The organism is Stenotrophomonas maltophilia, assembly GCF_025642255.1.
Lineage (GTDB): Bacteria > Pseudomonadota > Gammaproteobacteria > Xanthomonadales > Xanthomonadaceae > Stenotrophomonas > Stenotrophomonas maltophilia_P.
Window position 1 is genome coordinate 591156 of record NZ_CP106759.1, and the last position, 17846, is coordinate 609001.

Annotated in this window: 11 protein-coding genes; all 11 read left to right on the forward strand. The window is 68.2% G+C overall.

Annotated elements, in window-relative coordinates; genetic code table 11:
* The first annotated feature begins 70 nt into the window (after positions 1–70).
* A complete protein-coding gene (locus tag N8888_RS02660) occupies positions 71–2635 on the forward strand; it encodes a fimbria/pilus outer membrane usher protein (protein WP_317629487.1) in 2565 nt (854 codons plus the stop codon).
* Positions 2626–3660 (forward strand): fimbrial protein, encoded by a 1035-nt coding sequence (locus N8888_RS02665; protein WP_263177291.1) that lies wholly within the window; start codon positions 2626–2628, stop codon positions 3658–3660. The genes N8888_RS02660 and N8888_RS02665 overlap by 10 nt, the downstream gene beginning before the upstream one ends.
* 215 nt (positions 3661–3875) lie before the next feature.
* Entirely contained in the window at positions 3876–5414 is a 1539-nt protein-coding gene (locus N8888_RS02670) for a BcsE family c-di-GMP-binding protein (protein ID WP_065175833.1), read from the forward strand.
* Positions 5411–5590: a cellulose biosynthesis protein BcsF gene (gene bcsF / locus N8888_RS02675; protein ID WP_065175832.1), complete on the forward strand. Its 180-nt coding sequence runs from the start codon at positions 5411–5413 to the stop codon at positions 5588–5590. Before N8888_RS02670 ends, bcsF begins: the two co-directional genes overlap by 4 nt.
* On the forward strand, positions 5587–7224 hold the full coding sequence (gene bcsG / locus N8888_RS02680; protein ID WP_262217911.1) for a cellulose biosynthesis protein BcsG: 1638 nt from the start codon (positions 5587–5589) through the stop codon (positions 7222–7224). Before bcsF ends, bcsG begins: the two co-directional genes overlap by 4 nt.
* The gene (gene bcsR, locus N8888_RS02685; RefSeq protein WP_080375313.1) at positions 7224–7400 is read left to right on the forward strand and encodes a cellulose biosynthesis protein BcsR; all 177 of its coding nucleotides are present in this window, start codon (positions 7224–7226) and stop codon (positions 7398–7400) included. The genes bcsG and bcsR overlap by 1 nt, the downstream gene beginning before the upstream one ends.
* Positions 7397–8152, forward strand: a complete 756-nt coding sequence (gene bcsQ, locus N8888_RS02690; protein ID WP_053518884.1) for a cellulose biosynthesis protein BcsQ — start codon at positions 7397–7399, stop codon at positions 8150–8152. Before bcsR ends, bcsQ begins: the two co-directional genes overlap by 4 nt.
* Positions 8149–10776: a UDP-forming cellulose synthase catalytic subunit gene (gene bcsA / locus N8888_RS02695; RefSeq protein WP_262217913.1), complete on the forward strand. Its 2628-nt coding sequence runs from the start codon at positions 8149–8151 to the stop codon at positions 10774–10776. The genes bcsQ and bcsA overlap by 4 nt, the downstream gene beginning before the upstream one ends.
* A complete protein-coding gene (gene bcsB / locus N8888_RS02700; RefSeq protein WP_263177297.1) occupies positions 10773–13148 on the forward strand; it encodes a cellulose biosynthesis cyclic di-GMP-binding regulatory protein BcsB in 2376 nt (791 codons plus the stop codon). Before bcsA ends, bcsB begins: the two co-directional genes overlap by 4 nt.
* A complete protein-coding gene (bcsC, locus tag N8888_RS02705) occupies positions 13145–16726 on the forward strand; it encodes a cellulose synthase complex outer membrane protein BcsC (RefSeq protein ID WP_263177299.1) in 3582 nt (1193 codons plus the stop codon). The genes bcsB and bcsC overlap by 4 nt, the downstream gene beginning before the upstream one ends.
* Positions 16710–17846, forward strand: a complete 1137-nt coding sequence (gene bcsZ, locus N8888_RS02710) for a cellulose synthase complex periplasmic endoglucanase BcsZ (protein WP_111186320.1) — start codon at positions 16710–16712, stop codon at positions 17844–17846. The genes bcsC and bcsZ overlap by 17 nt, the downstream gene beginning before the upstream one ends.

The window sequence follows — 17846 nt, forward strand, 5'->3', positions numbered from 1 at the left end:
CTGCGCATCCCGCCACCGCCGCCGTGCGGCGAATTGAAGGAATGTCAGTGTGATCGGAAACAGATTGACATTGTCGATCCATCAGGCGCTTTGCCTGTTGGCTGCCGGCGTGGCCTGCCCAGGATGGGCGCTGGCTGCCCCGGCCAATCTCGGCGAACAGGCGCTGATGGCGCAGACTGGGGCGGCGACCGCGCGTGCGCCGGAGTCGGCGCAGTTCAACTCCAGCTTCCTCTCCGGCCAGGCCAAGCAGGTCGATCTGGCGGCCTTCAGCAACGGCAATCCGATGGTCGCCGGCACCTATCGCGTGGACGTCTACGTCAATGGCGCCTGGCAGGGCCGCCGCGACGTGCAGTTCAAGGCGGATGCACAGGGGCGCGTCGATGCCTGCCTGGCGCTGCCGATGCTCGAGGAAATGGGCGTGGACAGCGAGGCGGTGCTGCTGCAGCAGGATCCGTCGGTGCCGACCGATACCTCCACGTGCGTGCCGGTGCAGCAGCGCATGGCCAATGCCTATGGCGTCTATGACAGCGGCAACCTGCGTTACGACCTGAGCATCCCGCAGGTGTTCCTGCGCCGCGAAGCGCGTGGCTACGTCAACCCCGCGCTGTGGGACCGTGGCATCAACGCCGGCTTCGTCGGCTACAGCTTCAATGCCATCGACAGCGACAGCCGCGTCGAAGGCGGACAGCGCAACCGCAGCGCCTATCTGGGCCTGAATGCCGGCCTGAACCTGGGTGGCTGGCAGTTCCGCCACGATTCCAACCTGACCTGGACCGAGGGCGACGGCCGCCACTGGCAGAGCATCGCCACCTACGCCCAGCGCGGCATCCCGAAGATCCGCGGCATGCTCACTGTGGGCGAGGCCTACACCACCGGCGAACTGTTCGAGTCGATCGGATACCGGGGTGCCAGCCTGGCCAGTGACGACCGCATGCTGCCCGATTCGCTGCGCGGCTACGCGCCGGTGGTGCGCGGCATCGCCGAGACCAATGCGCGGGTGGAAGTCCGGCAGAACCAGCAGCTGATCTATTCCTCCACCGTATCGCCGGGCAGCTTCGTCATCGACGATCTGTACCCGACCGGTTACGGCGGTGACCTGGAAGTGAGCGTGATCGAGGCCGATGGCCGCCGCCGCGAGTTCAAGGTGCCGTTCGGTTCGGTGCCGCAGATGCTGCGCGAAGGCGTCTCCCGCTACTCGTTGACCGCCGGCCAGGTCCGCAACGAGCTGCTGCGCGATGAACCCTGGCTGGCGCAGGGTACCTACCAGCGCGGCATCGGCAACCAGCTGACCCTGTACGGCGGCAGCGCGCTGAGCGAAGGCTACGTTTCACTGCTGTACGGCATTGGCCTGTCCACCCGGATCGGTGCGTTCGCGGCCGATGTCACCCATGCCCGTACGTCGTTCAACCACTACGGCGACCACACCGGCGCCAGCGTGCGCCTGAGCTACAGCAACATGATCGGCGAAACCGGGACCAACCTGACCCTGGCCGCCTATCGTTATTCGACCGAAGGCTACTACAGCCTGCAGGACGCCCTGTACGGACGCGACGCGGATGATCGCGGCATCGACCCGACCACCCGTGGCCGCCAGCGCAGCCAGTTCCAGCTGACCCTGAACCAGCCGCTGGGCCGCCGTGCCGGTGCGCTGTACGTCACCGGTTCGGTGCGTGACTTCTACGACCGTTCCGGCACCTCCAAGCAGTACCAGGTGGGCTACAACAACGCCTGGCGCTCGGTGAACTACGGTTTCTCGGCACTGCGCACCGAAGAAGGCATCCTCGGCCGGGCCGACACCCAGTACCTGTTCTCGATGAGCGTTCCGCTGGGCCGCGGGACCCATCCGGTGTCGTTCAGCGCCGACCTGGGCGCGCGTGACCGTGGTGGCTACGACAACAGCCGCGTGGGCATCACCGGTTCGGCCGGCGTCGACAACAACTTCAGCTACGGCGTGGCCCTGTCCGATTCCCGCGAGGGCAACACCACCGCGGTCGGCAACGCCGAGTACCGCAGCCGCTACACCGCGTTGAACGCGACCTACAGCCATTCCAGCGATTTCCGCCAGGCATCGGTGGGCGCCAACGGCAGCGTGGTCATGCATCCGGGCGGCGTCACCTTCACTCCGCAGCGTGGCGATACCATGGTGCTGGTCGAGGCGCCGGGCGCGCGCGACGCGCAGGTGACCAACGCACCGGGCCTGCGCATCGATGGTCGCGGCTACGCCGTGGTGCCGTACGTATCGCCGTACCGCCTGAACACTGTGACCCTCGATCCGCAGGGCATGGCGCATGACGTCGAGCTGGAAAGCAGCAGCCAGTCGGTTGCACCGTTTGCCGGTGCCATCAGCTACCTGCGCTTCGATACCCGCAAGGGCAACGCGCTGCTGATCCAGGTGCGCAATCCCGATGGCCGCACCCTGCCGTTTGGCGCACAGGTCAAGGACGAGCAGGGCCAGCCGGTGGGCATGGTCAGCCAGGGTGGCCGCCTGTATGTGCGCAGCGAGCAGGATCACGGCCGCCTGCAGGTGGAGTGGGGCGCCGGCGCCGACCAGCGCTGCACCGTCGATTACCAGGTTCCGGCGGGCGCCGATGCGTCCAAGACCGGCTTCATCCCGCTGGAGGCAGCATGCCGATGATTCTTTCCCGTGGCCGCAAGGCGCTGGCCGCACTGGCCGTGCTCACGGGCGCCCTCGTGGCGGCGCCTGCGTTTGCCAGTTGCTACATCACCCAGTCCGGGTTCCAACCCCAAGACGTGACCATGGACATGGGCCAGATCGTGATTCTTCCCAGCACCCCGGTCGGCGGCGTGATCAAGGAACTCATTGTCAACATCAATCAACGCAACAGCGTCGCTTACTGCGATAGCCGGGGCGGCAACGCCAGCGGTCGCTTCGTCAATGCGGCACAGCAGACGCCGGTACCAGGATTCAGCAACGTATACGCAACCGACGTGGCAGGTGTTGGCATTCGCGTCTATCGCGATTCCGGTGATATCCAGACCTACTATCCTCACACGCTGATCCTGCGAAGCAATACCAACCTCTCGTTGAGCGGAGGCCGCTTCCGTGTCGAACTGATCAAGACAGCAGCTCAGACAGGATCGGGCGTTATCGCGCCGAATGGACGTTTCACCACCTATTACTACGATGGCGACAGTGCCAGCCGGCCGGTGCTGACCTCCACCTTCAAGGGATCGGGCACGACCGTGGTCAGCCCGACCTGCGAGGTGGACGCCGGCAGCCGCAACATCGCGGTGGACTTCGGCAGTGTCCCCAACACCTCGTTCACCGGCGTCGGTTCGCGCGCGGTCAACCGTGACTTCGACATCCGCCTGAACTGCCAGGGCAGCAATGTTGCTGCCTACCAGAGCAAGATCGGCATCCGCCTGGATGCCGACCAGGACAGCTCCAACATGCCGGGCGTGCTGAAGCTCAGCGCGGCTGCCAACAGCGCGACCCGCATCGGCATCCAGATGGTCCAGCGCGATGGCACCACCGAGCGCGAAGTGCGCTTCGGCCAGGCGATCAATGTCGGCACCACCATACCGGGTACCAGCACCATGACCCTGCCGCTGCGCGCCCGCTATGTACAGACCCAGGCCGGTACCGTCGGTGCCGGTGTCGCGAACGGACAGGCGACTTTCACCATCCAGTACGAGTAACGGCCAACGGCCGTTCCACCGCTGCGTTGCACCCCAACGTTGCCTGTTCCGCAGGCGACGTTGACTGCGTCTTGATCCCGGAAATACCAAGATCGGAGCTGCCATGAACGTATCGCAGCACTAGTGTGATGCGCGTCATGAAATTCGAGTCGCCCAACACAGCACCTCCGCTGCCGCAGCGTCGGCTCGGCTGAGGTCCGCTGAAAGGACCCGGCATGACAGCGCCCCATCTTGCCATCGCCGGTTTGCCGCCCGAGTTCGTCGAGATGCACGGCGGTGGGCTGTACTGGGTCGTCGCGGCCGGAAGCGCGCCGGCCGACCTGGTCGGCGCAGGTGTGCTGGGTTCGGCCAGCGACGTGCAGGACGCCGTGCTGGCGACGCTGGGGCGCGGCGCCGATGCGATGCTGGCCGAGCTGCCGCCGGGGGAGGGGCCGGCGCGGTTGCGTCTGTTCCGTTCCTCGGCCGCTGCCATGCAGCGGACCCTGCGCGGTCTGGCGGTTGATCTTCCCCGCGCGGCCACCGCCGCGACCCGCCTGTGCATGGTGCAGTTTCCGCTGGCGGCGCTGGAAGGCTGGAGCGATGCCCGGCTGGCGGCATGGAACCGGCAGCTGCAAGCCTGGGCGGAGCAGGCCGGCACGGTGCTGCTGCTGCTTTGCCACGGTGAAGTGGCCACCCTGGCGCCGCGCCTGCTGGCCTTGAACCGGACCTGTTCCGGCGTCGCCCAGCTGCATCCGCACCGCGGTGCGCTGCAGCTGCTGCTGCATTACTGGGCCAACGCCCATGGTGTGGTGGCCCGCCGTGCCTTCGCGATCGAAGCGGCAGAAGGCGGGTTGCGCCGCGTGCCAGAAGAGGCGGACAGCGTGCTCTCTGCGGTCGAGGCCAGCGGCGGCGATCGTGATCTGTACCTGGCCGAGGCCGACGTGCTGGAAGGCGCTCCGCCGCTGTCGCCCGCCTGGCGGCTCCACGATGGCTGGGCGGACCTGCTGCCTTCGGCGCTGCAGGCGCGCGAGGCCACCGTGGTGCTGGCGATCCGCAGCAACGACCAGGTGGACACACTGGCACGCCTGCTGCATCGGCTGCGCCGCGAGCGCGGCGACCTGCTGAAGCTGGTGGTGCGCGAGGTGCAACCGTGCCTGCGCTACGCCGACGAGCGCCTGCTGCTGCAGTGCGGCGGCAACATGGTGGTGCCGGCGGCGACTCCGCTGCCGCGGCTACTGACGCTGCTGGAGACGGTGCAGCGGCAGCGTTGGCAGGGGCAGCTGGCGGCCGACCCCGAACCGTTGATCCGTGCCCACCGGCCACCGGAAGTGAATGGAATCGTGGCGGCCGACCGCTTCCGGCAGATCGTCGGCGAACGCATCGATCAGGACGGCAGCGCGGTGGAAAGCGCCGTGCTGGCGCTGCAGCCGGTGGCCGGGCTGCGCGCGGAACAGACCCTGCAGCAGTTGAACATCCGCAGGCAGGGGGATGTGGCCTGCGTGTACCGCGGCCAGGTCCGCCTGTTCCTGTTCGGCTGCCGCCGCGATGCGGTCGAACAGGCGCTCTCCAACCTGTACCGGCTGCCCTGGCGCGAGCTGTTCGATGGCTACCAGCGCCTGGCCGAGTACGACATCGCAGCGATGAATGCCCGCGGCAGCGACTCCGAATCCGAGACGCTGCCCGCCCCTGCCGTTCCGTTGCCGCAACCCGCGGCCCCGGTCAACGAGGTCGCATTCAACGCCCCCATCCCGTTCCGGTTGGGAGATTCCGCATGACCACCGACCAGCAGCTGTGGACGCTGATCGCGGCCTGTGCGCTGGTGATGATTCCGTTCGGCGTGATGCTGGGCGCGCTGTGGCGCGCGATGCGTCGCCGCGCAGCGTCCTGGCTGCCCCCACGGCACCTGCGGCGGGCGGGCGTGCGGGTGCGCGATGCGCGGAGGCCGCAATGAGCGCACAGCTGACGCCCGCATCGCGGTTCGTGTGGTCGGACCTGCGCGGCTGGAACCTGTATTTCCTGTCCAAGGTGGTGCTGGCCTGGATGGGCGCGCTGGACCTGAAGATCCTGCCCAACCTGTTGTTCCTGGCCGCCCTGCTGGTGCCACTGCCGTGGCGATGGGCACGCATCACACGCACGGTCGTCGCCGTGCCGGTGGCCGTGGTGCTCTACTACCAGGACACCTGGTGGCCGCCCTTCCAGCGTCTTCTCGCACAGCCGGGCGTGCTCGATTTCTCCGCCGACTACTGGCTGGAGCTGGCGCAGCGCTTCATCAACTGGCAGATGGTCGCGGTGCTGGTGCTGCTGGTGGTTGCCTACCTGCTGCTGAAACCGTGGCTGCGCATCACGACGCTGAGCGTGCTGGGCATGCTGGGCATGGCGGTGGTGGCACTGCCATTGCCGGCGGGCCTGAACTGGGGAACGTCGCAGGCCACCGCAGCGACCGGCGGTGCTGACGCCGCTGCCGGCGCTGCCGGTGCACTTGCGCCGGCCAGCAACGAGACACTCAATGCCTGGCTGGCGGCCTTCTACCAGCAGCAGTCGGGCCTGAAGACGGTGTTCCCGGCGCCGGCCAGCGCTGCGCCGTTCGACGTCATCATCCTCAACATCTGTTCGCTGGCATGGAGTGATCTGGACGAAGTCGGCATGCGCCAGAACACGCTGCTGGACCACATGGACCTGATCTTCGACGATTTCAACTCGGCCACCGCCTACAGCGGACCGGCGGCGATCCGCCTGCTGCGCGCCAGCTGCGGACAGACCTCGCACACCGCATTGTTCGACCCGGTGCCAGCCGAATGCCAGTTGTTCTCCAACCTGCAGCGCCTGGGTTTCCAGAGCGAGCTGGCGATGAACCACGATGGGCACTTCGACAACTTCATCGGCGAACTGAGCCAGTACGGTGGGTTGCAGGCACGGCCGATGGACATCAGCGCGTTTCCCCGGGCGCTGGTCGCGTTCGACAAGTCGCCGCTGCGCCGCGATGGTGACGTGCTGAACGCCTGGTGGAAGCAGCGCCAGGCCGAACAGGCGCAGCAGGTCGCGCTGTTCTACAACACGATCTCCCTGCACGACGGCAACCGCATCGTCGGCGCCGACGGTCGTGCCAACGCGGCTGACTACAAGGCCCGCGCGCAGATGGTGCTGGGTGACATGGCAGGCTTCGTCGAAGCGGTGGAGCGCAGTGGCCGTCGCGCCATGATCGTCGTGGTGCCCGAGCATGGCGCGGCGCTGCATGGCGACCGCATGCAGATTCCCGGCATGCGGGAGATTCCCAGCCCCTCGATCACCCATGTGCCGGTCGGCGTCAAGCTGGTCGGGATGGGCACGCCGGCCAGCGGAGGGCCGCGTCATGTGCCCGAACCCAGCAGCTATCTGGCCCTCTCCGAACTGGTGTCGCGGGTGTATGCGCTGAACGCGCAGTCGCCGTCGGGAGCGCGCGACTGGGACAGCCTGCTGCAGGGGCTGCCACGTACGCCCTCGGTGTCGGAGAACGAAGGCGCCAAGGTCATCGATTACGGTGGCAAGCCCTGGCTGCAGCTGCAGGGCAGCCAGGCCTGGAACCCGTACCCGGAGGACAAACGCTGATGGCCGACATCTTGGCCGTTGCCAGCACGCTTTCGGTGGAGGAGGACGACATCGATCTGCTGCGTCGCAGCCTGGGCATGCCCGGGTTGCCCTACGTGGACTTCTCGGCGCAGAACGAACGTGCCCGGGCACTGGCACGCTGGCCGTTGCTGGCCGAGCTGGAGCGGCAGCCATGAGCGTACTGTTGTCCCTGCAGGGCGTGCACGGCGGCACAGGCGTCACCACGGTGCTGGCCGCGTTGGGACAGGCGCTGCATGCGCAGGGCCAGCGCGTGCTGCTGGTCGAGTGCAGTCCGGATCAGATGCTGGGCCTGCATGTCGGGTTGGCCGCACGGGAGGCTGATGGCTGGGCGCGGGCAATGCTGGACGGCCGCGACTGGCGAGATGCGGCCTTCGCCTGCGCGCCGGGCCTGGCGGTGCTGCCGTACGGCCGTGTCAGCGCGGCCGAAGCCCTGCAGATCGAGCAGGCGCTGAGTCTGGCACCCGACACCTGGAATGATCGCGTGCCAGTGCTGTCGGCGCAGTTCGACTGGCTGCTGTTCGACCTGCCGCAGCGGCTGCCGGCACACGCGGCGGCGGTCAACCGATATGCGCGCTGTACGCTGCCGTTGCGCTTGGCGTGCGTCGATCCGGCAAGCCACGTCTTCCTGCAGCGGCAGCACGACGATCCGCGCCGTCTGCTGGCCAACCGGTATGACCCGGCGGTTCCGGTGCAGCGCGATCTGATGCAGCTGTGGCTGCATGCGCACGCGTCGATGCTGGTGCCTCAGCCTCTGCATGAAGATGCGCGGGTGCCGGCCGCGTTGGCCAGCAAGCAGCCGCTGGGGCAGCATGCGGCCGATGCGCTGGCGGCTGCCGACGTCGCCGGCCTGGCATTGTGGTGCCTGGCCGAGGCGGCGCGGCGGCAGGATCGGGAGAGCGGGCGATGAAGGGCGCACGCATCCACTATCTGCACTGGAACCGGCTGCGTGAGCGCGTGTACGCCGCATGGCCACTGTGCGCGCTGCTGTGGTCGCTGCAGGCGCTGGGCTGGGCGCTGTTGAGGCTGGAAGGACCTGCGTGGCAGGCGCTGGCGCCGCGGCTGCGGCGTGCGTTCCCGCAGTTGCAGGGTGATCGCCGCTGGCGCCCCGGAGATCCACTGCGGCTGCTGATCCAGGCCGCATGGCTGTCGCTGGTGCGGCTGGTTCCGCATACCTCGCTGCGCCGCCAGCGCCTGGCCCAGGCCCGGCGCCAGCGCATCGCCGAGCTGCGCGGAGCGGCAGGACGCGGTCGCCTGCGCTACCTGCGGGCGATGCGTGATGCACCTGCCGATGTCGGCAACAGTCGCCTCGCGGCGTGGCTCGCACAGCGCCTGGAGCACCTGCCACCGCGCGCGCGGCACGCGCTGACCGCCATCACCGGCCTGGCTACGCTGGCTCTGGCCGCGCTGTGCATTACCCAGCCCTTCAGCTACCTGGCGCAGTTCGTGTTCGTGCTGCTGCTATGGGTCATCGCGCTGCTGGTACGGCGCATGCCCGGCCGCTATGCGACGCTGGTACTGGTGGTGCTGTCGATCACCGTGTCCTGCCGCTATCTCTGGTGGCGCTATACCGCCACCCTGAACTGGAGCAGCACCTTCGACCTGGTCTGCGGCCTGGTGCTGCTGGTGGCCGAGACGTATTCCTGGCTGGTGCTGATGCTGGGCTACGTACAGGTTGCCTGGCCGCTGCGGCGGCGTCCGGCACCCTTGCCGGCCGACATCCGGCAGTGGCCCACGGTGGATGTGCTGATTCCCACCTACAACGAAGACCTGTCACTGGTGCGGCATACCGTCCATGCCGCCATGGGGCTGGACTGGCCGGCCGACAGACTGCGCATCCACCTGCTCGATGACGGCAAGCGCGAGGCGTTCCGTGCCTTCGCCGAGCAGACCGGCGTCAACTACATCACCCGCAGCGACAACCGGCACGCCAAGGCCGGCAACCTCAACCACGCCCTGACCCTGATCGACGGTGAGCTGGTGGCGATCTTCGACAGCGATCACCTCCCGGTGCGCTCGTTCCTGCAGATCACCTGTGGTTGGTTCCTGCGCGATCCGAAGCTGGCACTGGTGCAGACCCCGCACCATTTCTTCTCGGCCGATCCCTTCGAGCGCAACCTGCAGGTGTTCCGCAGTGATCCCAACGAGGGCGAGCTGTTCTACGGGCTGGTGCAGGACGGCAACGACCTGTGGAATGCCGCGTTCTTCTGTGGTTCCTGCGCGGTGCTGCGGCGTGAGGCCATCGATGCCATCGGCGGCTTCGCCACCGAGACCGTCACCGAGGATGCGCATACCGCCCTGCGCCTGCATCGCCAGGGCTGGAACTCGGCCTACCTTCGCATTCCGCAGGCGGCCGGCCTGGCCACCGACAGCCTGGGCGCGCATGTCAACCAGCGCATCCGCTGGGCGCGCGGCATGGTGCAGATCTTCCGCATCGACAATCCGCTGCTTGGCAAGGGCCTGAGCCTGTTCCAGCGCTTCTGCTACGCCAACGCGATGCTGCACTTTCTCGCGGGCATCCCGCGGCTGGTGTTCCTCACCGCGCCGCTGGCCTTCCTCCTGCTGCATGTCTACATCATCTACGCCCCCGCGCTGGCGATCCTGCTGTTTGTCGTTCCACACATGGCCCACGCCAGCCTGACCAACGCGCGCATCCAGGGCCGGTACCGCCGCCCGTTCTGGGGTGAGGTCTATGAAACCGTGCTGGCCTGGTACATCGCGCGGCCGACCACCGTGGCCCTGTTCAGTCCCGGCCGCGGCAAGTTCAATGTCACCGACAAGGGAGGCACGCAGGCGGGTGACCGCTTCGACTGGCGGGTGGCGCGCCCCTACCTGGTACTGGCGCTGCTGAACGTGCTGGGGCTGTGCTTCGCCGTGTGGCGTTTCATCGAGGGGCCTGCCGATGAGCGCGGCACGGTGGTCGTGAGTTCGTTGTGGGTGCTGTACAACCTGCTGATCATCGGCGGCGCGCTGGCGGTGGCGGCGGAGGTACAGCAGGTGCGGCGCACCCACCGGGTCACCACGCGCCTGCCGATGGCGCTGCAGATACCCGATGGGCGTCGACTGCGGGGCGTGCTGCAGGACTATTCCAACGATGGCGTCGGCCTGGAGTTGGGACTGGATCCGCAACTGGCCGAAGGCACGCGCGTACACCTGCTGCTCGGGCGTGGCCGGCGCGAGTTCGCCTTCCCGGCGCGGGTACAGCGCAGCGTCGGCCATCGCCTCGGCCTGCTGCTGCAGTTCGACAACGAGCGCCAGCGCGTGGAGTTCGCGCAATGCACATTCGCCCGCGCCGATGCGTGGCTGGACTGGCATGCCGGTTACCAGCCCAAGAGCCTGCCACGCAGCCTGTGGAGCGTGCTGGTGCTGGGCTGGAAAGGCTATCGGCGGATGGGCGACTTCACGCCGTTCGATCTCGACCGCCCCGTGCACTGGAGCGGTCGCCTGCTGCGCTGGCTGGCCAGTTTCGCACCACAACGTCCGCTTCCCTCCCACCCGGCTGACCCAGCCGCTGACCCAGGGCTTCGTCCATGAGCATCCCGACCTCTCTGCGCTGGCTGCTGCTGCCGTTGCTGGTACTGCCAGTGGTGTCCGGCAATGGCGCTCCAGCACCCGTGCCGGCGCCTGCCACCGGTTCAACGCCGGATGCCCCGGCCGCGCAGGTTGCGGTACCGACCCCGACCACAGCGGCATCGGTGCCCGCGCCGCGCGGCGAACCGGCCTTGCCCGATACCTGGGCCGGCAGCGCTTGGCCCTGGCAACGGCACAGCACCTTCGCACAGCTTGGCCGCCGCCAGGACACGCTGCTGTCCGGCGTCCGCAACAGCACCACGTTCGAATTCCAGGTGCGCCGCGATCGCCTCGCGCGCGAAGCGGAACTGGATCTGAGCTTCACACCCTCGCCGTCGCTGTTGCCGACGCTGTCGCACCTGCGGGTCTATCTGAATGACGCGATGATGGGCGTGGTACCGATCAGCAACGACCAGCTGGGGCGCCCCGTGCAGGCCAAGCTGCCGCTGGACGCGCGCCTGATCGCTGATTTCAACCAGGTTCGCCTGGAATTCGTCGGCCATTACACCGATATCTGCGAAGAACCCACGCACAGTTCGCTGTGGGTCAACCTCTCCAGCAACAGCACGCTGAGGCTGGGCGGCCAGCCGCTGGACATGCAGGATGATCTGGCCAATTTCCCTCTGCCCTTCTTCGATCCGCGCGACACCGCGCGGCTGGAACTGCCGGTGGTGTTTGCAGCGGCGCCCACGCTGGCGCAGCAGCGGGCTGCGGCGGTCATGGCGTCCTATTTCGGCAGCCTGGCGGGATGGTGGCGGCAGGCCCGTTTTCCGGTGAGCTTCGGCACGCTGCCCGAGCAGGGCCACGCGGTGGTGCTGGCGGTGAATGGCCGCTTCCCGCCGGTGATCGCCAACCACGCGCCTGTGCAGGGGCCGGTGATCGAGCTGATGGCCCTGCCCGAGGATCCGCAGCGCAAGCTGCTGCTGGTGCTGGGCCGCAACGACGATGACCTGCAGAAGGCCGTTTCGGCGATGGCGGCCGGCAATGTCCTGTTCCGCGGCCGCCAGGTCGCGATCGACGAAATGAAGCCGTTGGCGCCACGCAGGCCGTACGACGCGCCGAACTGGGTGCGTACCGATCGCGCGGTGCGCCTGGCCGAGCTGCTGGACTATCCGCAGCAGCTGCATGCCAACGGGGTATCGCCGCAGCCGATCACGGTCAATCTCAACCTGCCACCGGACCTCTTCATCTGGCGCAACCAGGGCATTCCACTGAACCTGCGTTACCGCTACACGCCGCCGTTTGGCAGTGATGAGTCGCGGCTGGGCGTGGCGATCAACGACCAGTTCATTTCAAGCTTCCCGCTGGTGCGCCGCAGCGGCAAGCAGGGCGTGGAGGAAATCCGCCTGCCTGTGCTCGCTGGCGATGCCGGCGCCGACGATGGCCGCCTGTTGATTCCGGCGCTGAAGCTGGGTGACCGCAACCAGCTGCGGTTCGACTTCAACTTTGCCAGCGTGATGGGCAGTGCCCAGCGCGACCACTGCCAGACCGTGCTGCCGCCGAACCTGCAGGCGGCCATCGAGGAGGATTCGACCATCGACTTCTCCGGTTTCCATCACTACATGGGGTTGCCGGACCTGTCCGCGTTCGCGCTCAGCGGCTTCCCGTTCACACGCATGGCGGACCTGTCCGAGACCGTGGTGCTGGTGCCGCCGTCCGCCAGCGAGGCGCAGGTCAGCCTGCTGCTCAACCTGATCGGAGGCCTTGGCGTACAGAGTGGGTACCCGGCCTACGGGTTGCGCCTGTCCGCGGACTGGAAACAGGCCAGTGCGCTGGATGCGGACCTGCTGGTTCTGGGCGCGTTGCCGGATGAGCTGCGCGGCAGCCAGCAGCTGTCACTGCTGATCGACGACCAACGCACCCGCCTGCTCAACGGCCAGTGGCCATCGCCGGAACTGGCGGTGCAGCAGGCCCGTCGCGGCAGCCGCGCGGGCGATCCTGCGGTCACCCGCGTGGCGGTCACCGCACAGGCGCCCTTCGCGGCCATCGTCGGCCTGCAGTCGCCCCGCCATGCACAACGCAGCATCGTCTCGCTGGCGGCCAGCCATCCGGCCGACTATCAGCTGCTCGATGATGCACTCAGCGACACCGGCAAGCGCGAAGCCATTGCGGGATCGGTGGCGATCCTGCGCAGTTCCGGCATCAACAGCCAGTTCGTGGGCGAACACTATTACGTGGGCGCGCTGCCGTGGTGGCTGCTGCTGTGGTACCACCTGGCCGATCATCCGGCATTGCTGGCCGTGCTGGCCACGCTGGTGGTGCTGATGGTCGCCTTCCTGCTCTGGCGTGCACTGCGCTGGGTCGCCGCGCGGCGCCTGGATGCGGGCAAGGAATGAGCCGGACCTCGCCGCCGCTGCTGATGGCGTCCCGGCTGGTGCTGCTGGGTCTGGCCGGGACCGGCGCATGCGCGGCACAGGCGCTGCCGCAAATGCCCGGCGGTACTGCGGCCGAGCAGCGGCAGTGGTTGTTGCAGCAGGTACGCATCGGCGAGGCGACCGGGCGCCAGAGCCTGATCGAAGATGCGTTGGCACGGCTGCGCATGCTGGCACCGGATGATCGTGGCACCCTGCTGGCGATCCTGGAGGTGCAGTTGTCGCAGCAGAAGGTGGAGGATGCGACCGCGACGCTGCAACGATTGCGGCAGGTCGGTGCGGGCAGTCGCGAACTCGCTGCGGGTGATCGCCTCTGGCAGGCCTACCAGGGCGATCTGCAGCAGGAGCTGCAGCAGGCACGCCTGTTCGCAGCCGGTGGCCGCAGTGCCGATGCGCTGGCGATCTACCGCCGCCTGTTCAATGACGCGCCTCCGGGGTTGCAGCTGGGGCTGGAGTACTGGCGTCTGCGTGGCGCGCAGGCGGATGGCCGCGCGCTGGCGATCCGGGAGCTGACCGCATTGGACCAGGCGTATCCAGGCAACACCGGGCTGCTGCAGACGCTGTCGCAGCTGCTGTTCGCGGCCGGTCGCGACGATGAAGCGCTCGACGCGCTGCGGCGCATGGGCCGCAACCCCGACGCCCGCGGGCTGGCTGCCGATGCCGAGTGGGCGTACCTGCAGGACCAGCCCGCCGATGAGCGCGGCGTGCGTCGCCTGCAGGAGTTCATCACCCGCAATCCCACCTTCAATGACATCGCCCTGGTGCGCGAGCGCTATGCCGAGCAGCACAGGCAGGTCAGTGATCCGGCTTGGCGGGCGGGTCTGCGTGGCCAGCAACTGCTTGAACGCGGGCGCGATGCCGAGGCCGAACGTGCCTTCCAGCAGGCGTTGCGGGCCTATCCGCGCGAAGCCGCCTTCCTGGGCGGATTGGGCATGGCGCAGATGCGACAGGGCCGTCGCGCGTCGGCGATCGGCCTGTTCGAACGCGCGATCCAGGCCACGCCCGTCGGCGAGAGCAGCGACAAATGGCGCGACCTCATTGCCAGTACGCGCTACTGGCTGCTGCTGGACCAGGCCGATGCCGCACTCGGTGCCGGTCGGCTGGACGAGGCGGATGCGTTGTACGCGCAGGCGCGGCGGCAGCAGCCACGCGAGGTCAACGCACGGCTGGGGCAGGTGGATGTTGCCGTGGCCCGTGGCGACGACGCCTCGGCCGAACGCCAGCTGCAGGCCGCGAGGCGGATGGCGCCGAACGATGCCAACGTGATCCGCAGGTTGGTGCAGCTGTATGGGAGGACCGATCCGCAGCGTCTGGAGACCTTCATCGATGCGTTGCCGGCCGCGCAGCGCCGGTTGTACGCCGAGGATCTGCGTCAGCTGCGGATCAGTCGCCTGCGCGAACGACGTGAGCAGGCCTTGGCGACCGGCGATGCGGAGGCCGCCCTTGCGCTCGGGCATGAGCTGCGCGTGGAGCTGCCCGCCGATGCGTGGCTCGCCCGTGCCCTGGCCGTTGAGCTGCAGGCCGCGGGTCGGCCTGCCGAGGCCGATGCGGTGGTCGCGGACATGGTGACGCGCAATGACAGCGCTGAAGCACGCTACGCGCAGGCGTTGTATCTGTCCGGCACCGATCGCCTGCCGCAGGCACTGGCAGTGCTGGACGCGGTGCCGCTGGCGGAATGGGATGACGATATCCGCGCACTGTCCGCACGGCTGCGCCGGCAGCAGCTCATCGATCATCTCTGGTCGCTGCGTGCGCAGGGACGCGAGCCGGAAGCCATCGCTCTGTTGCAACAGCAACCGGCCAGTGCCGAGAACAACCTGCTGCTGGCCGACTGGGCGCGCCTGCGCGGCGACCACCCGCAGGCCCTGCAGTATTACCAGCGGGTACTTGCGGAGCAGCCGGACAACGTCGATGCACAGCTTGGCCAGGTGCAGGCCTGGATCGGTGCCGGCGATCTGGACAACGCGCGGCGGCAGATGCGGCTGTCGCCCCCGGTGGTCGCCGAAGATGCGCTCGGCCAGCAGCGCCAGCTGGCCGGCATCTGGACCGACCTGCACGAGGACGCCAAGGCATTGGCGATCCTGCGCGCGCTGCTGGCCCGCAGGGACGGTCCGGATCCACAGTCCTGGCGCGACGCGGCGCGACTGGTGCGCCGCGAGGATCCGCAGCAGGCGCTGGACATGTACGCGCAGGCGATGGCCGACAACGGCCTGCTGGCCGCAACGCAGGCACAGCCGCGCGACAACCGCGCGCTGACCCTGGCCAGTCGCGAGACCGCGGGGGACGACTGGCTGCGGCGCAGCCTGCGCAGCGACGTGGAAACGCTGTACCAGCAGGAAAATCCCACGCTGACGGTGATGCAGGATACCGGTCGTCGCAGCGACGGAACGCCCGGCATTTCCCGCCTCGGGCGCGACACCCGCATCGCGCATCTGGATGCGCCGTTTGCAGGCGGGCTCGGCTGGGCGCGCATCGAACAGGTGCACTTCGACGCAGGGCGGTTCCGCACCGGCGCCGACGGCACTTACGACGAGGATTTCGGCAGCTGCGACCTGTCGCTGCTGCGTGCCGACGGCTCCCGGCTGCAGGCCCCGGGATGTACCCGCTTCGTGCATCAGCGGCGCAGTTCCGGCGCAGGGTTCGCGGCCGGCTGGCGCACGCTGGACGATCGCTGGAATGTCGACCTTGGCCATACGCCGTCCCACTATGTGATCGGCAACTGGCTGGGAGGCATCACCGCCAATGGCGATCTGGGCCGTCTCGGCTGGGGGGCGACGCTGTCGCGGCGGCCGATGACCAACTCCCTGCTGTCACAGGCCGGTGCCTACGATCCTCGCAGCGGCATTGCCTGGGGTGGGGTGACCGCCAATGGCATCACCTTCAGCCTGGGCTTCGATGAGGGCGGACGCAATGGCGTCTGGTCGAACTGGAGCTGGCACCGGTTGACCGGTCACAACGTCGCGGACAACACGCGTGCGCGTGCGATGGTCGGCTGGTACCACAAGCTGATCCAGCGTACGGACATGCGCCTGGACGTCGGCACCACGGCCATGTACTGGCGTTACCAGAAGGATCTGGGCGGCTACTCGCTGGGCCAGGGCGGCTACTACAGCCCGCAGCGCTATGCCTCGTTGAGCCTGCCGGCCAGCTTTGCCTGGCGCAATGATCTGTGGTCGCTGCGGGTGGATGGGTCGGTCAGTGTTTCCAGCGCGCGTACGGCGTCGATCAGCCGCTTCCCGGACCAGGCGCTGATCGAGCGCGTGGTGGCACAGCTGGAGCCGCAGTACGGTGCTCTCGCGCTGGACGAGGCTGGCCTGTACACCGGCGACAGCCGCAGCACCGGCACCGGCTATCGGCTCTACGCGGCCGTGGAGCGGCGGCTGGGCGATCACATCGTCCTGGGTGCGGCGGGAACCCTGCAGCGCAGCCGTGACTTCTCGCCGAACACATTCCAGCTCTATCTGCGCTATACCTTCAAGCCCTGGCAGGGCAACCTGCCGCTGCCCGTGTCGCCACTGGTGCCCTATGGCGAGTTCCGCTGACCCGCAACGCCGCCGACTGCTGCAGGCGACGGCCGCCTTGCCGTTGCTGGCCATGGGCGCAGGGCGTGCGCTCGCAGCGCCGCGCTGGCCGGCCTGGCAGGTGCTGCTGGACAGCAGCCTCAGCAACGACGGACGCATGATCGATCGCAGCCAGGACGACCAGCGCAGTACGTCGGAAGGGCAGTCGTATGCGTTGTTCTTCGCGCTGGTCGACAACGATCAGGCGCTGTTTGATCGCGTTCTGGGCTGGACCCAGGACAACCTGGCCGGGGGCGACATGCGGCAGCGGTTGCCGGCCTGGCTGTGGGGCCGCGATGACAAGGGCGGCTGGCGCGTACTGGACGACAATCCGGCGTCCGATTCCGATCTGTGGCTGGCCTACGCCCTGCTCGAAGCGGGGCGGCTCTGGCACCGTCCTGCGTTGCAGGCCATCGCCGGGGGCATGCTGGGGCAGGTGCGGGAAAGGGAAGTCGTGCAGCTGCCCGGTCTCGGCCCGATGCTGCTGCCGGGACCGCAGGGATTCGTCGAAGGCGATGCGACCCGGGTCAATCCCAGCTATCTGCCGCTGCCGCTGCTGCGGCGCTTTGCCGCGGCCGATCGCAGTGGGCCCTGGGCGGAACTGGCGGACAACGCGACCACGCTGCTGGAGCAGACCAGCCCGCATGGCTATGCACCGGACTGGGCGGCGTGGCAGCAGGGGCGCTTCGTGGTCGATCCGGTGAACGGAGCGGTGGGCGGCTACGATGCGATCCGCTGCTACACGTGGGCAGGCATGACGGCCCCGCGCGATCCGTTGTTCCGGCGGCAGCTGGCGGCGTTGTCCGGTCCGCTGCAGCGCCTGCGCAGCGGTGCGGCACTCTGGGAAAAGGTCGATACCCGCAGCGGGCAGGGGCAGGGCGAAGGAAACTATGGTTTCCGCGCGGCTGTACTGCCCTGTGTGCTGGCACAGCGCGAGCAGGGGCTGGCGAAGTCGCTGCTGGCCAGCCTGCCCAGCCCGGAACAGCAGCGTGCCGAGGCACCGGCCTACTATTCGCAGATGCTGGCCCTGTTCGGCCGGGGCTGGGCCGAGGGCCGCTGGCGTTTCGGCGTGGATGGCCAGCTGCGACCGGCCTGGCGATGA

Coding starts and splice junctions, on each gene's coding strand:
- N8888_RS02665 (WP_263177291.1), top strand. CDS start 2,626: ATGCCGATGATTCTTTCCCGTGGCCGCAAGGCGCTGGCCGCACTGGCC.
- bcsB (WP_263177297.1), top strand. CDS start 10,773: ATGAGCATCCCGACCTCTCTGCGCTGGCTGCTGCTGCCGTTGCTGGTA.
- bcsC (WP_263177299.1), top strand. CDS start 13,145: ATGAGCCGGACCTCGCCGCCGCTGCTGATGGCGTCCCGGCTGGTGCTG.
- N8888_RS02670 (WP_065175833.1), top strand. CDS start 3,876: ATGACAGCGCCCCATCTTGCCATCGCCGGTTTGCCGCCCGAGTTCGTC.
- bcsR (WP_080375313.1), top strand. CDS start 7,224: ATGGCCGACATCTTGGCCGTTGCCAGCACGCTTTCGGTGGAGGAGGAC.
- bcsZ (WP_111186320.1), top strand. CDS start 16,710: ATGGCGAGTTCCGCTGACCCGCAACGCCGCCGACTGCTGCAGGCGACG.
- bcsF (WP_065175832.1), top strand. CDS start 5,411: ATGACCACCGACCAGCAGCTGTGGACGCTGATCGCGGCCTGTGCGCTG.
- bcsG (WP_262217911.1), top strand. CDS start 5,587: ATGAGCGCACAGCTGACGCCCGCATCGCGGTTCGTGTGGTCGGACCTG.
- bcsQ (WP_053518884.1), top strand. CDS start 7,397: ATGAGCGTACTGTTGTCCCTGCAGGGCGTGCACGGCGGCACAGGCGTC.
- bcsA (WP_262217913.1), top strand. CDS start 8,149: ATGAAGGGCGCACGCATCCACTATCTGCACTGGAACCGGCTGCGTGAG.